Source organism: Streptomyces sp. NPDC058291 (assembly GCF_042880855.1).
GTDB lineage: Bacteria > Actinomycetota > Actinomycetes > Streptomycetales > Streptomycetaceae > Streptomyces.
Window position 1 is genome coordinate 1 of sequence record NZ_JBHVYK010000072.1, and the last position, 13,362, is coordinate 13,362.

General features: G+C 72.6%; 14 protein-coding genes. 4 read left to right on the top strand and 10 right to left on the bottom strand.

The annotated features are described in order from the left end of the window. Window positions 1-202: 202 nt before the first annotated feature. On the bottom strand, window positions 203-1,555 hold the full coding sequence (locus ACFVYK_RS28700; protein WP_389779032.1) for a class II 3-deoxy-7-phosphoheptulonate synthase: 1,353 nt from the start codon (window positions 1,553-1,555) through the stop codon (window positions 203-205). A gap of 107 nt (window positions 1,556-1,662) precedes the next feature. On the opposite strand from ACFVYK_RS28700, the gene ACFVYK_RS28705 reads away from it, so the two are divergent. Together ACFVYK_RS28705 and ACFVYK_RS28710 are read left to right on the top strand one after the other, a co-directional pair. Next, window positions 1,663-1,719, top strand: a complete 57-nt coding sequence (locus ACFVYK_RS28705) for a trp operon leader peptide (RefSeq protein WP_350818382.1) — start codon at window positions 1,663-1,665, stop codon at window positions 1,717-1,719. Between the two features lie 110 nt (window positions 1,720-1,829). Further along, complete coding sequence (locus ACFVYK_RS28710; protein WP_389779034.1) at window positions 1,830-3,692, top strand: anthranilate synthase family protein; 1,863 nt, start codon at window positions 1,830-1,832, stop codon at window positions 3,690-3,692. A gap of 4 nt (window positions 3,693-3,696) precedes the next feature. Here ACFVYK_RS28710 and ACFVYK_RS28715 read toward each other — a convergent pair whose 3' ends face one another. Genes ACFVYK_RS28715 through ACFVYK_RS28730 form a run of 4 tightly spaced genes read right to left on the bottom strand, consistent with a single transcriptional unit; the run spans window position 3,697 to window position 7,518 of the window. Continuing rightward, complete coding sequence (locus ACFVYK_RS28715) at window positions 3,697-4,725, bottom strand: 6-phosphofructokinase (protein WP_389779036.1); 1,029 nt, start codon at window positions 4,723-4,725, stop codon at window positions 3,697-3,699. A gap of 53 nt (window positions 4,726-4,778) precedes the next feature. After that, the gene (locus ACFVYK_RS28720) at window positions 4,779-5,456 is read right to left on the bottom strand and encodes a response regulator (RefSeq protein ID WP_389779038.1); all 678 of its coding nucleotides are present in this window, start codon (window positions 5,454-5,456) and stop codon (window positions 4,779-4,781) included. Beyond that, window positions 5,453-6,691 (bottom strand): MacS family sensor histidine kinase, encoded by a 1,239-nt coding sequence (gene macS, locus ACFVYK_RS28725; protein WP_389779039.1) that lies wholly within the window; start codon window positions 6,689-6,691, stop codon window positions 5,453-5,455. The genes ACFVYK_RS28720 and macS overlap by 4 nt, the downstream gene beginning before the upstream one ends. Window positions 6,692-6,714: 23 nt before the next feature. Next, complete coding sequence (locus ACFVYK_RS28730; RefSeq protein ID WP_389779041.1) at window positions 6,715-7,518, bottom strand: lysophospholipid acyltransferase family protein; 804 nt, start codon at window positions 7,516-7,518, stop codon at window positions 6,715-6,717. Window positions 7,519-7,676: 158 nt separating this feature from the next. Between ACFVYK_RS28730 and ACFVYK_RS28735 the strand changes: the two genes are divergently transcribed. Together ACFVYK_RS28735 and ACFVYK_RS28740 are read left to right on the top strand one after the other, a co-directional pair. Next, window positions 7,677-8,456, top strand: a complete 780-nt coding sequence (locus ACFVYK_RS28735; protein WP_389779043.1) for an alpha/beta hydrolase — start codon at window positions 7,677-7,679, stop codon at window positions 8,454-8,456. Beyond that, complete coding sequence (locus ACFVYK_RS28740; RefSeq protein WP_389779045.1) at window positions 8,449-9,093, top strand: hypothetical protein; 645 nt, start codon at window positions 8,449-8,451, stop codon at window positions 9,091-9,093. Before ACFVYK_RS28735 ends, ACFVYK_RS28740 begins: the two co-directional genes overlap by 8 nt. 45 nt (window positions 9,094-9,138) lie before the next feature. Here ACFVYK_RS28740 and ACFVYK_RS28745 read toward each other — a convergent pair whose 3' ends face one another. The 5 genes from ACFVYK_RS28745 to ACFVYK_RS28765 form a co-directional block, all read right to left on the bottom strand. After that, a complete protein-coding gene (locus ACFVYK_RS28745; protein ID WP_389779047.1) occupies window positions 9,139-9,894 on the bottom strand; it encodes an endonuclease/exonuclease/phosphatase family protein in 756 nt (251 codons plus the stop codon). Window positions 9,895-10,041: 147 nt separating this feature from the next. Further along, window positions 10,042-10,995, bottom strand: a complete 954-nt coding sequence (locus tag ACFVYK_RS28750; RefSeq protein WP_389779048.1) for an ROK family glucokinase — start codon at window positions 10,993-10,995, stop codon at window positions 10,042-10,044. Window positions 10,996-11,062: 67 nt separating this feature from the next. Beyond that, window positions 11,063-11,566, bottom strand: a complete 504-nt coding sequence (locus ACFVYK_RS28755) for a DUF5304 domain-containing protein (protein ID WP_389779050.1) — start codon at window positions 11,564-11,566, stop codon at window positions 11,063-11,065. An 81-nt stretch (window positions 11,567-11,647) separates the two neighbouring features. Further along, complete coding sequence (locus ACFVYK_RS28760) at window positions 11,648-12,814, bottom strand: ArsA family ATPase (RefSeq protein ID WP_389779052.1); 1,167 nt, start codon at window positions 12,812-12,814, stop codon at window positions 11,648-11,650. A gap of 56 nt (window positions 12,815-12,870) precedes the next feature. Beyond that, on the bottom strand, window positions 12,871-13,314 hold the full coding sequence (locus ACFVYK_RS28765; protein WP_389779054.1) for an SRPBCC family protein: 444 nt from the start codon (window positions 13,312-13,314) through the stop codon (window positions 12,871-12,873). Window positions 13,315-13,362: the final 48 nt, after the last annotated feature.

The window sequence follows — 13,362 nt, forward strand, 5'->3', positions numbered from 1 at the left end:
GTTTAATCCAAAACCAGAAAAAAACTACACAACAAAAAAAAACAAAAAAAAAAAAAAAAAAAACAAACCCCCCCAAACCACCACCAACCCCCCCCCAACCAACAACCCCACCCCCCCCCCCCCCCCGGCGGCGGGTGCCCCCTCGGGGGGGGGGGGCGGTTTTGGTGGGCCCCCCCCCCCCCACCGCCCTTGAGCGTCGTCCTCACTGGTCGCGGTACATCTCCGCCACCAGGAACGCCAGGTCCAGGGACTGGCTGCGGTTCAGACGCGGGTCGCACGCGGTCTCGTAGCGCTGGTGCAGATCGTCGACGAAGATCTCGTCGCCGCCGCCCACGCACTCGGTGACGTCGTCGCCGGTCAGCTCCACGTGGATGCCGCCCGGGTGGGTGCCGAGGCCCTTGTGGACCTCGAAGAAGCCCTTGACCTCGTCGAGCACGTCGTCGAAGCGACGGGTCTTGTGACCCGAGGCCGCCTCGTAGGTGTTGCCGTGCATCGGGTCGGTGATCCAGGCCACGGTCGCGCCCGAGGCGGTGACCTTCTCGACCAGCTCGGGCAGCTTGTCGCGGACCTTGTCGGCGCCCATCCGGACGATGAAGGTCAGCCGGCCGGGCTCACGGTCGGGGTCGAGGCGCTCGATGTACTGCAGCGCCTCCTCGGCCGTGGTCGTCGGACCGAGCTTGATGCCGATCGGGTTGCGGATCTTCGAGGCGAACTCGATGTGCGCGTGGTCCAGCTGCCGGGTGCGCTCGCCGATCCACACCATGTGCGCCGAGACGTCGTACAGCTGCCCGGTACGGGAGTCGACGCGGGTGAGCGCGGACTCGTAGTCGAGCAGCAGGGCCTCGTGCGAGGAGAAGAACTCGACCGTCCTGAACTCCTCCGGGTCGGCCCCGCAGGCGTGCATGAAGTTCAGCGCCTGGTCGATCTCGCGCGCGAGCTGCTCGTAGCGCTGACCGGACGGGGACGACTTCACGAAGTCCTGGTTCCAGGCGTGCACCTGGCGCAGGTCGGCGTAACCGCCGGTGGTGAACGCGCGCACCAGGTTGAGCGTCGAGGCCGACGCGTTGTACATCCGCTTCAGGCGCTCGGGGTCCGGGATGCGGGACTTCTCGTCGAAGTCGAAGCCGTTGACCGAGTCGCCGCGGTACGTGGGCAGGGTCACGCCGTCGCGCGTCTCCGTGCCCTTGGAGCGCGGCTTGGAGTACTGGCCGGCGATGCGGCCGACCTTGACGACCGGCACCGAGGCCGCGTACGTCAGCACGGCGCCCATCTGGAGCAGGGTCTTGAGCTTGTTGCGGATGTGGTCGGCGGACACCGCGTCGAAGGCCTCGGCGCAGTCGCCGCCCTGGAGGAGGAACGCCTCTCCCTTGGCGACGGCCGCCAACCGGGCGCGCAGCTGGTCGCACTCGCCCGCGAAGACGAGCGGCGGATACGACTCGAGGTCCGCGATCACTGCGCGCAGAGCCTCGGTGTCGGGGTACTCGGGCTGCTGCGCCGCGGGCAGGTCTCGCCAGGTGTTGCCAGCGCTGGCGCTGGTCTTAGCGTTCACGGTCACGACCTCCACATTACGGGGTCGTGTCGAGTCGTTTTCGCACGGCTCGACAGGTGAGACACCGTCCTGCTCACCTGTGGACCCGGCACGTATGGGATAAGGTGCGGCGCATGTTCGCGCTTTCGACCCAGAACTGGTGGTGGACCGCTCATCCGGCGGCCCGCTGACTGCGCGTACCCAGAACGTCGCGAAGGCCGCCCCGAGGGGCGGCCTTCGGTGTTTCCGGGCCCGGCCGTCCCTCTCCTGGCAGCTCCTCCCAGCGAGAAGGACACGACCCATGCATCTGCTCGGCCTGCTCACCGATCCCCGCCCGTTCGCGCTGCTGCGCCGCCGTACGCCGGGCCGCGACGACGAGGTCGTGGAACTGCTCCTCGGTCCGGTGGCCGTCCACGACCGGCTCGCCGACCTCCCCGACGAAGGGCTCGCGCTCGTCCCCTTCCGACAGATCCGCGAGCGCGGCTTCGAGGTCCGCGACGACGGGACCCCGCTGAGCTTCCTGACCCCCGAGGAGCGGCACGACATCCCGCTGTCCACGGCGCTCGACCAGCTCCCCGACCACGAGGTGAGGGTCGAGGGCGGGGGCTTCGACGTGGGCGACGAGGAATACGCCCGGATCGTCGGGCGGGTGCTGCGGGACGAGATCGGGCGGGGCGAGGGCGCGAACTTCGTGATCCGGCGCACCTACCGGGGCGAGATCCCCGGCTTCTCCCGGGCCGACGCCCTCGCCCTGTTCCGCCGGCTCCTGGCGGGCGAGCGCGGCGCGTACTGGACGTTCGTCGTGCACACCGGGGACAGGACGCTGGTGGGGGCCAGCCCGGAGGTGCATGTGCGGATGTCCGGCGGCACGGTCGTCATGAACCCGATCAGCGGGACGTACCGGTATCCCGCCGAGGGGCCGACGCCCGAGCGCCTGCTGGACTTCCTCGCCGACGGCAAGGAGATCGAGGAACTGTCGATGGTCGTCGACGAGGAGCTCAAGATGATGTGCACCGTCGGCGACATGGGCGGGGTCGTCGTCGGGCCGCGGCTGAAGGAGATGGCGCACCTGGCGCACACCGAGTACGAGCTGCGCGGGAAGTCCTCACTGGACGTGCGGGAGGTGCTGAAGGAGACCATGTTCGCGGCGACCGTGACCGGCTCGCCGGTGCAGAACGCCTGCCGGGTCGTCGAACGCCACGAGAAGGGCGGCCGCGCCTACTACGCGGGGGCGCTGGCCCTGCTGGGACGGGACTCGGGCGGGGCGCAGACCCTCGACTCCCCCATCCTCATCCGCACCGCCGACATCGACGCGGCCGGAGGGCTGCGGGTGCCGGTCGGGGCCACTCTGGTGCGCGGGTCGGACCCGGCGGGCGAGGTGGCGGAGACGCACGCCAAGGCCGCGGGGGTGCTGGCGGCGCTGGGGGTGGGCGCGCCACGGCCCGGCGACCGGGAGGCGCGGCCGCGGCTCGCCGACGATCCCCGGGTGCGGGCCGCGCTCGACGGGCGGCGGGCCTCGCTGGCACCGTTCTGGCTGCGGATGCAGGAGCGGACGCCGGAACTGACCGGGCACGCGCTCGTCGTCGACGCCGAGGACACCTTCACGGCGATGCTCGGGCACGTCCTGCGCTCCGGCGGTCTCGACGTGAGCGTCCGGCGCTACGACGAGGACGGGCTCGCCGAGGCGGTGCGCGCGCACGCGGGGCCGGTGGTGCTGGGGCCCGGTCCCGGCGACCCGTCCGACCCGGACGACCCGAAGATGCGGTTCCTGCGCGAGCTGACCGCCCGGCTGCTGCGGGAGCACCGGCACGGGGTGCTCGGCGTCTGCCTCGGGCACGAGCTGATCGCGGCCGAGCTGGGGCTGGACATCGTCCGCAAGGAGGTGCCGTACCAGGGGGCGCAGACGGTGATCGACCTGTTCGGGCGGGCCGAGACCGTCGGCTTCTACAACAGCTTCACGGCGCGGTGCGACGACGAGGCCGCGCGGGAGCTCGCGGTGCGCGGGGTGGAGGTGAGCCGGGCCCCGAACGGTGAGGTGCACGCCGTTAGGGGGCCCGGGTTCGGCGGGGTGCAGTTCCATCCGGAGTCGGTGCTGACGCTGAACGGCGCGGCCGTGGTGCGGGAGGCGGTCGCCCGCCTGCGCGCGACGGGTCTGCGCTCGTAGCGGCTCAGCCGAAGAACACCCCCGCCTCCGCGTACAGCGCGGGGTCGACGGTCTTGAGCCGGGCCGTCGCCTCCGCGATCGGCACGCGGACGATGTCGGTGCCGCGCAGGGCGACCATCGTGCCGAAGTCGCCCTCGTGGACGGCGTCGACGGCGTGCAGGCCGAAGCGGGTGGCGAGCCAGCGGTCGAAGGCGCTCGGGGTCCCGCCGCGCTGGACGTGGCCGAGGACGGTCGTGCGGGCCTCGTTCCCGGTCCGGCGCTCGATCTCCTTGGCCAGCCACTCGCCGACGCCGGACAGCCGTACATGCCCGAAGGAGTCGAGCGAGCCGTCCTTGAGCACCACGTCGCCGTCCCGGGGCATCGCGCCCTCGGCGACGACCACGATCGGGGCGTACGAGGACCGGAAGCGGGAGGCCACCCAGGCGCACACCTGGGCGATGTCGAAGCGCTGCTCGGGGATGAGGATGACGTTGGCGCCGCCCGCCAGGCCGGAGTGCAGGGCGATCCAGCCCGCGTGACGGCCCATCACCTCGACCACCAGGACCCGCATGTGGGACTCGGCGGTGGTGTGCAGCCGGTCGATGGCCTCGGTGGCGACGCCGACGGCGGTGTCGAAGCCGAAGGTGTAGTCGGTGGCGGACAGGTCGTTGTCGATGGTCTTCGGGACGCCGACGCAGGGCACCCCGAACTCGTCGGACAGCCGGGCGGCGACGCCCAGGGTGTCCTCGCCGCCGATGGTGACGAGGGCGTCCACCCGCTGCCGGGCGAGGGTGTCCTTGATGCGGCGGACGCCGTCCTCCTCCTTGAGGGGGTTGGTCCGCGAGGATCCGAGGATCGTGCCGCCGCGAGGCAGGATGCCGCGCACGGCGGGGATGCCGAGGGGGACGGACCGTCCCTCCAGGGGGCCGCGCCAGCCGTCCCGGAAGCCGACGAAGTCATGGCCGTACTCCTGGACGCCTTTACGGACGATCGCTCTGATGACGGCGTTGAGGCCGGGGCAGTCCCCGCCTCCGGTCAGTACTCCGACGCGCATGGACGAGTCCCTTCGCCGTTACTGCCTGACGAGGGGTCAGTGTGACTCGTCCCTCACTCGTCGTCGAGACCTCTCTCAATGGCGTATCGCACCAGTTCGACCCTGTTGTGCAACTGGAGCTTGCCGAGGGTGTTCTGGACGTGGTTCTGGACGGTGCGATGGGAGATGACGAGGCGTTCGGCGATCTGCTTGTAGCTCAGGCCCTTGGCGACCAGGCGCAGCACCTCGGTCTCCCGGTCGGTCAGCCGGGGCGCGTTCGGCTCGTCGCCGCCGGCGGCCGGCCCGGGGTCGGAGGCCAGGCGGCGGTACTCGCCCAGCACCAGCCCGGCCAGGCCGGGCGTGAACACCGGATCGCCGACGGCCGTCCGGCGCACCGCGTCCAACAGCTCCTCCGTGGAAGCCGACTTCAGCAGATAACCGGTCGCACCCGACTTCACCGCCTCCAGGACGTCGGCGTGCTCGCCGCTGGCCGACAGCACGAGCACCCGCAGGGCGGGGTTGGCGGCGACGACCTCCTTGCACACCTGGACGCCCGGCTTCGCCGGCAGGTTGAGGTCCAGCACGAGGACGTCGGGCGTGGTGGCCTTGGCCCGGCGCACGGCCTGCTCGCCGTCGCCGGCGGTGGCGACCACGTCCAGGCCCGATTCCGCCAGGTCCCGCGCCACCGCGTCCCGCCACATGGGGTGGTCGTCGACCACCATGACCCTGATCGGATCCTGTCGCCCGCTCATCGCTGTCCTGCCTTTCCCCGCTGCACGTTCTTCTCCCTCGGCACCGTCAGCTCGACCTCCGTGCCCTGCCCCGGCGTCGAGATCACCTCGGCGCCGCCCCCGAGGTCGCGCAGCCGGCCGCGGATCGACTGGGCCACGCCGAGCCGCCCCTCGCCCTCGGCCTGCGCGAGCCGCCCCTGCGGGATGCCCGGTCCGTCGTCCCGCACGGTGACGATCACCGCGTCGGGCTCGTCCTCGACGAGGATCCAGGCCCGGGCGTCGTCGCCGGCGTGTCTGCGCACATTGTCCAGGGCGGCCCCCACCGCCGCCGCCAGCTCCCTCGCGGCGGGCGCCGGCAGCACCACCGGGGCGCCGGGCTCGGCGAGGTTGACGCGGGCCGCGGCGAAGGGCGCGAGCAGAGTGCGCAGGTCGACGGGCCCGTCCTGCTCGCAGGGCTCCGGCGCCGGTTCGTCGACGGCGTACACGACGGCGCCGTCGGCCGCGTCCTCGGAGACCCGCGAGACCGGCACGAGTCCGCCGGAGACCAGGGTGCGCAGCGCGACCTCCTGCTCGCCGGCCATCCGGCCCAGCTCGGCCGCCTCGCCGCCGATGACCGCGCCGCGCCGCTGCACCATGGCGAGCACCTGCAGCACGCTGTCGTGGATGTCCCGGGCCAGGCGCTCGCGCTCGCGGGTCGCCGCCTCGATCTCCAGGGCGCGGGCGAGGGTGCGCTCGGAGGCGCGGGCGACCTCGACGACGTAGCCGATGGCGATGGAGGCGACCCACACGAGGACGACGTTGTGCACGGTGTCGCGGGCCGGAGTGCCGCGCTCGACCAGGTTGGTCACCGCGACGGCCGTCGAGGCGAACGCCGCCCAGCGCCAGCCGCCCTTGACGGCGAACGCCAGCACCGAGCCCGCCGTCCATATCGACGGCAGCGTCGGGCCGCCCGACTGGATGCGTTCGTGGCTGTCCGCGACGGTGGTGAGCATGATGCCGGTCAGGGCGACGACGAGGTCGGCGGCGAGGAAGCGCTTGGTGCAACTCGCCGCGTTCGCGACCTTGGGCAGGGTGGCCACGGTCCACACGAACAGGACGCAGTAGTAGACGACGGCGACCCAGGGGCGCTCGAACCCGTCGTAGGCGGTGGCGAAGAAGCCCACCGCGTACAGCATGGTGAGCACCCGGTAGCCGGCGAGCGCCCGCCACATCGGCAGCTCCACCGACATCCTCAGGACCTTCTCGCGCCTGGCCACCCGCCCGCCCCCCGGACTGCCGACTACTGCTCTTCGTCCTTCTCGGCCCGTTCCTTCTCGGCCTGTTCCCTCTTCGCCTGTTCCTTCTCGGCCTGTTCCCTCTCGGCCTGCGCGAGCGCCGCCTTCGCGGCCTTCTCCGCTTCCTTCTCGGCCTTCGCCGCCTCCGCGATCTGCCGCTTGGCCGCGGTCGCGTACATGTCGACGTACTCCTGGCCGGACAGCTTCATGATCTCGTACATGACCTCGTCGGTCAGCGCCCGCAGCACGAAGCGGTCGTGGTCCATGCCCTGGTAGCGGCTGAAGTCCAGCGGCCTGCCGATGCGGATGCCGGGCCGCATGATCTTCGGGAGGACCTTCCCGGGCGGCTGGATCTTCTCGGTGTCGATCATGGCGACCGGGATCACGGGCGCGCCGGTGGCGAGGGCCACGCGCGCGAGGCCGCCCGGCTTGCCGCGGTAGAGCCGGCCGTCGGGCGAGCGCGTGCCCTCCGGGTAGATGCCGAACAGCTCACCGCGCTCCAGGACGTCCATCCCGCTCCTGATCGCGGCCTCGCCCGCGCCGCGGCCGCCGGAGCGGTCCACCGGGAGCTGGCCGACGCCCTTGAAGAAGGCCGCCGTCAGCCGGCCCTTCACCCCGGGCGTGGTGAAGTACTCGGCCTTCGCGATGAAGGTGACCTTGCGGTCGAGGACCGCGGGCAGGAAGAACGAGTCCGAGAAGGACAGGTGGTTGCTCGCCAGGATCGCGGGGCCCTCGTCGGGGATGTTCTCGAGGCCCTCCACCCAGGGCCTGAAGGTGACCTTCAACGGTCCCCCGATAGCGACCTTCATCGCGCCGTACAACAAGCGAGTGCCTCCTGTTGGTGTCGCACAGACCTTAACCCGGAGCGGCGGCAAAGGCTCCGACGGCCCTGGTCGGTGTCAGTGGGGTCGCGTACGGTGAAGCAGACGTCCCTCCACGAAGAACAGACGAAGACAGGAGACCGATGGTGCCGGTCCTTCCTGGAGCACAGCCGTACCGCCATGAGGGCGGGGAGGTCGCAGTGCTCCTCTGTCACGGCTTCACCGGTTCCCCGCAGTCGCTGCGCCCATGGGCGCAGCACCTCGCCGGGCAGGGCCTGACCGTCTCGCTGCCGCTGCTGCCGGGTCACGGCACGCGCTGGCAGGACATGGCGCTCACCGGCTGGCAGGACTGGTACGCGGAGGTCGACCGCGAGCTGCGCGCACTGCGCCGCCGCTGCGCGCGGGTGTTCGTGGCCGGTCTGTCCATGGGCGGCGCGCTGGCCCTGCGACTGGCCGCCCGGCACGGGGAAGGTGTGGAGGGCGTCATCGTCGTCAACCCCGCGAACAAGGTCCACGGCCTGTCCGCCCACGCCCTTCCGGTGGCCCGCCACCTGGTCCGCACGACGAAGGGGATCGCCAGCGACATCGCCAAGGAGGGCGTCCTGGAGAGCGGGTACGACCGGGTGCCGCTGCACTCGGCGCACTCGCTGCGGGCGTTCCTGCGACTGGTCGACGGCGAGCTGCCGCAGGTCACCCAGCCTCTGCTGCTGCTGCGCAGCGTGCACGACCACGTGGTGCCGCCGGCCGACTCGGCCCGGGTGCTCAGCCGGGTGTCGTCGACGGACGTGACCGAGATCCTGCTGGAACAGAGCTACCACGTGGCAACGTTGGACCACGAAGCGGACCGGATCTTCGAGGAGAGCTACGCGTTCATCGCCCGGATCGCGCCCAGTGTCGGCAAGGAAGGGACGGCCGCAGGTGGCTGAGCACGACGCCGACCGCGAGGACCGGGAGAACCGGGACGAGCGGGACGGCCTGGACGCCCGCCGGGGCCACGAGCCGGAGGAGCAGAGCGTGCCCTTCGACGAGGCCGCCGCGTGGGCGGCGATCGTCGCCGGGTACGGCGAGGAGCCGCCGGACCCGCCGGGCGCCAAGCCGTTCAAGTCGATCGAGGACCTGGCGCTCCTCGAGGTCGAGGCGAACGACGACGACGAGCAGCCGGGGACGAAAGCGGGCGAAGAGCCCGTGAAGGAGCCCGGCGAGGAGAAGAAACCGGCCAAGCCGCTGGGCAGCTCGGTGGCCTTCGCGCCCGGCGTCGGCCCGCGCGACCACACCGCGCCCGAACCGGCCGAGGAGGACTTCGACGAGGACGACGAGGGTCACTTCGTCCCGCCGGAGCCGCCGCCGCTGCCCGCCGCCGACACCACGGCCAAGTTCGCCTGGCTCGGGGTGATCGGCGGGCCGGTGCTGCTGCTGCTCGCGGTGCTGCTGGGCTGGGAGATGACGTGGTGGCTGACGACCGTCTGCGTCGGCGGCTTCCTCGGCGGTTTCGCCACGCTGGTGATACGGATGGGCGCGGACGACGAGGACGAGGGCGATCCGGGACGGGGAGCGGTCGTCTGACCGGCAGGGCCCGGCAGCCGGTCGGGGCAGCGGGCCCGGAGCCGGTCAGGCGGCGGGGATCCTGAGGGCGGCGAGGACCGGGAGATGGTCCGTGGCCGCGCGCAGATCGGCGTCGGCGACCCCGGGCAGCCCGCGGGGCACCCCGCAGCCCAGCGCCTCCACGCCCCGGGTGACGAAGATCCCGTCGATACGGCGGTTCGGCCCGGTCGCGGGGAAGGTGTGCTCACTCCCCCAGGGCGCGGCGGTCCGGCAGTCCCGCAGGGCCGTGGCCAGCCGGCCGAAGGTGCGTCCGTCGGGTCGTTCGTTGATGTCGCCGCCCGCGATCGCGTGCTCGACGCCCAGGCCGGCCAGCCGGTCGAGGAGCATGCCGCCCTGTTCACGGCGCTCGGCCGCCGTCAGCCCGAGATGACAGCTGACGACCCCCACGCGGGCGCCCCCGAAGCGGACCACCGCGGTGGCGAGGCCGCGCCGGAACTGCCCCGGGGTGAGCGGCAGCAGCACGTCCTCGGTGCGTTCGACGGTCGCCCGGAGCGAGCAGAGGATCGCAGGCCCGGCGGCCGTGCCCCCGCCGGTCAGGATCACCTGGCCGGTGGCGGCGGCGAGCCGGGCCAGCTTCTTGCGCCAGCGGAAGAAGATCGGCGCCTCCTGGAGCAGCACGAGGTCGGGGGCGCAGGCGGTGATGACCCGGGCCAGGGCCTCGGTGTCGTCCCGCAGGGAGCGGACGTTGTAGCTGAGGACCCGGATGACGGCCGAACCGTCGGGCTCGGTGCGGGAGTTCGGAAGCGGCGAGGTCGTCGGCATAGCGATCAAGATACGCCGCGCCGTCCCGAACGTCCGGAAAAGCGAACGGGGGCCGCGAGCAGCCCCCGTGTTACCGCGATGCGTCGGACGACGGCCGGGAGGCGCCGGACGACGGACGTCCTGTCCGTCGTACGACGGACAGGACGACTACATGATCGGGTCGGGCTCTCTCGCCAGGTCCGCCGCGCCGACCAGGCCCGCCTTGTTGCCCAGCTGGGCCGCGATGACGTCGGCCACCGGACGCCAGTTGCCACCGACCAGCCACCGCTTGTACGACTTGCGGATCGGGTCGAGGACCAGTTCGCCCTCGTCGGAGAGCCCGCCGCCGACGATGAAGGCGGACGGGTCGAAGAGGGAGGCGAGGTCGGCGAGGCCGGCGCCGGCCCAGCGGGCGAGCTCCCGGTAGGAGTCGACGGCGACCGGGTCGCCCTGGCGGGCGGCCATGGAGATGTGCTTGCCCTCGATGCCGTCCGGGCTGCCGTCGCCGAGACCGAGCAGGATCTCGGCGTTCTCCGGGGTGGCGTTGGCGCGCTGCTTGGCGTAGCGCACCAGGGCGCGGCCGGAGGCGTACTGCTCCCAGCAGCCCTGCGAGCCGCAGCCGCACAGCAGGCCGTCGGGCACCATGCGGATGTGGCCGAACTCGGCGGCGACGCCGAAGTGGCCGCGGCGCAGCTTGTTGCCGATGATGATGCCGCCGCCGAGGCCGGTGCCCAGGGTGATGCAGATGACGTTGCGGTGGCCCTTGCCCGCGCCGAACTTGTACTCGCCCCACGCTGCGGCGTTGGCGTCGTTCTCCACGACGACGGGCAGCCCGACGCGGGCCTCGACCTTGTCCTTCAGCGGCTCCTGGCGCCAGTCGATGTTGGGCGCGAAGTAGACCGTCGAGCGCTGGCGGTTGACGTAACCGGCGGCGCCGATGCCCACACCGACGATGTCGTGCCCCACGCGCGCGCCGTCGACGGCGGCGGCGATGGCGTCCACGATGCCCTCGGGCGTGCCCGGGGTCGGCACCTGGTGGGTCGACAGGATGTTGCCTTCCTCATCGACCACGCCGGCCGCGATCTTCGTGCCGCCGATGTCGACGCCGATGGTGAGTCCCATGAATCCCTCAGTTTCGGTCGAGCCCCGCTACGGCCAACCGTACCCGAGGCCCTGCCCCGGGAGAGCTTCAGTCCAAGTCGATGCGCTGGCCGGGACCGGTGTCGTCGCCGCCTTCGCGGCCCGTGTCGCGCGGATCGCCGGCTCCGGCGGTCCAGCGCCGCTCCTGGGTCTGGACCGCCGAGCGGTAGGCGGCGAGGAGCTCGCTGCCGGCCGCCGCGAGGTGGTCGAAGACGTCCGGGTTGCGCTCGATGACGGGTTCCACGGCGGCCTTGGCCTGCTGGACGACCTGGCGGACGGCCTGCTGGGCGGCGGGTCCGGCGACGGCTCCGAGCAGCGGGGACTGGATCGACGACAGCTTGTCGCTGACGGCGTCGACGAGCTTGCGCAGTTCGTCGGCGGCCGATCCCTGCTGCGGGCCGTGCTCGGCGCGGCGGCGGGCCTTCTCCGCCGCCAGGTCCTCGGCGGCGGCGGTGGCCCAGGCGTCGGCGTCGCTCACGCGCGGTTCCTCGTCGGCGGTTCCTGCGCCGGAGGGCTCCCCGGCGGCGTCGGGCGTGGGGCGCTCTTCGCTCATGGCGGACTCCTGACGACTGCTGGTTGACGAGGCCTGACCACGGCCCGTCCTTACGACGTTACCCGAACGGCGGTATGCCGTTCACGGGGTCTTCGGCCACAGGCCGGGATCCGGGGCGAAACGCACGCACAGCTCGTCGTCGCGCAGCGCCGCGCCGTCGACGGTGCAGCGGCGCAGCACCGAGGGCAGCGTGACGATGCGGCGGAACGGCCCGGCGGTGACGACGAGTTCGTCGCCGCGGCGGACCAGGTCGAGTTCGTCGCGCACCGCGCCGGGCAGCGGGAGGCGCCAGACGAGCACGCCGTCGCGCGCGAGCCGGTCGGCGACGGGCCACTCGACCGGGGAGGCCGCCGGGTTGACGGGGGGCGCCGCGAGCGCGGCGAGGTCGTCGGCGCCGCGGGGGTCGTGGCCGAGGTGGGCGACGGGACGGGCCGCCGCTCCCCACTCCTCCAGCGTCTTGCGCTGCTGGGCGACGAGCCGGTCCAGCCGGCCGCCGTCGGCGGCGTCCTCCGGCAGGACCCGGTTGGCGACGAGCGACTCGACGGGCAGGGCGCGCAGGGCCAGGCCGAGGCGGGCGTCGCGGATCGCGTCCGCGCCGGCCGGTCCGGGCTCGGCGACGAGGCGCACGGCGGTCCCCCGGTCGGCGAGGACGGCCTCGACTGCGGCCAGCTCCGTGTCCCAGCGGGCGGTCGTCTCGTAGAGCCACTCGGCGGGCATGGGCACGCCGGCGAGCCGGCCGAGCAGGGGGCGCAGGGCGCGGGCCGCCTGGCGTTCCGGCGGGAGCAGGCGGCGCAGATAGCGGCGCAGCTCCTCCGGGAGGGCCAGCAGGGCGAGGGCCTGCGGGGCGGGCGGGAGGTCGACGACGAGGAGGTCGTGGGCCTCGGCGAGCGCGGCGTCGCGCAGCGCGCGCAGCAGGGTCAGCTCCTCGGCGCCGGGGAGCGGGGTGACCTCCTCCGGGTCGAGCCGGGAGGCGCCGAGCAGGTCGAGGACGGTGGCGGCGCGGTCCTGGAATCCGGCGAGGTCGTCGCGGAAGCCGGCGGCGGCGTCGGGACGCCAGGCGGTGAGGCGCGGGGCGACGCTCACGGGGGCCGGTCCGGTGCGCACCCCGAGCGCCGCGCCGAGGGTGTCGGTGCGATCGGCGCCGAGGACGAGGGTCCGGGCGCCCGCCGCCGCCGCGCGCTGGGCCGTGGCGGCCGCGACTGTCGTACGGCCGCTGCCGCCGGGGCCGGTGATCAGGAGGGTGCGCATGAGGGGGAACGGTACCGGTCGGGCCGGCCCGGGGGCCGCGCCCGCGGTCCTCTCCCCTACTTCTCGCCCGACTCCACGCGCTTCTTCAGGCCCGCCAGCGCCCGGTCGATGATGACCTTCTCGGCCTTGCGCTTGATCATGCCCAGCATGGGGATCTTGACGTCGACGGTCAGCCGGTAGGTGACCTCGGTGGCGCCGGCGCCGGCCGGCTCGAGGAGGTAGGAGCCGTCGAGCTGGCGCAGCATCTGGGACTTCACCAGCGTCCAGGACACCTCGCGCTCGCCGGACCAGGTGTAGCCGAGGACCTGGTCGTCCTTGATCGCGCCGGCGTCCATGACCAGGCGTACCTGTTCGGCGCGGCCCCGCTCGTCCTGCTGGAGGACCTCCGCCTGCTTCACCTCTCCGGTCCAGTCCGGGTAGCGGGCGAAGTCGGCGATCACCGCCATGACGTCGGCCGGTGCCGCCTCGATCGTGATGCTCGAGCTGGTGTGTTCCGCCATCGCCGTGGCTCCTCCGGATGCGGGCCCGTAAGGGTACGTGTGTGCAGC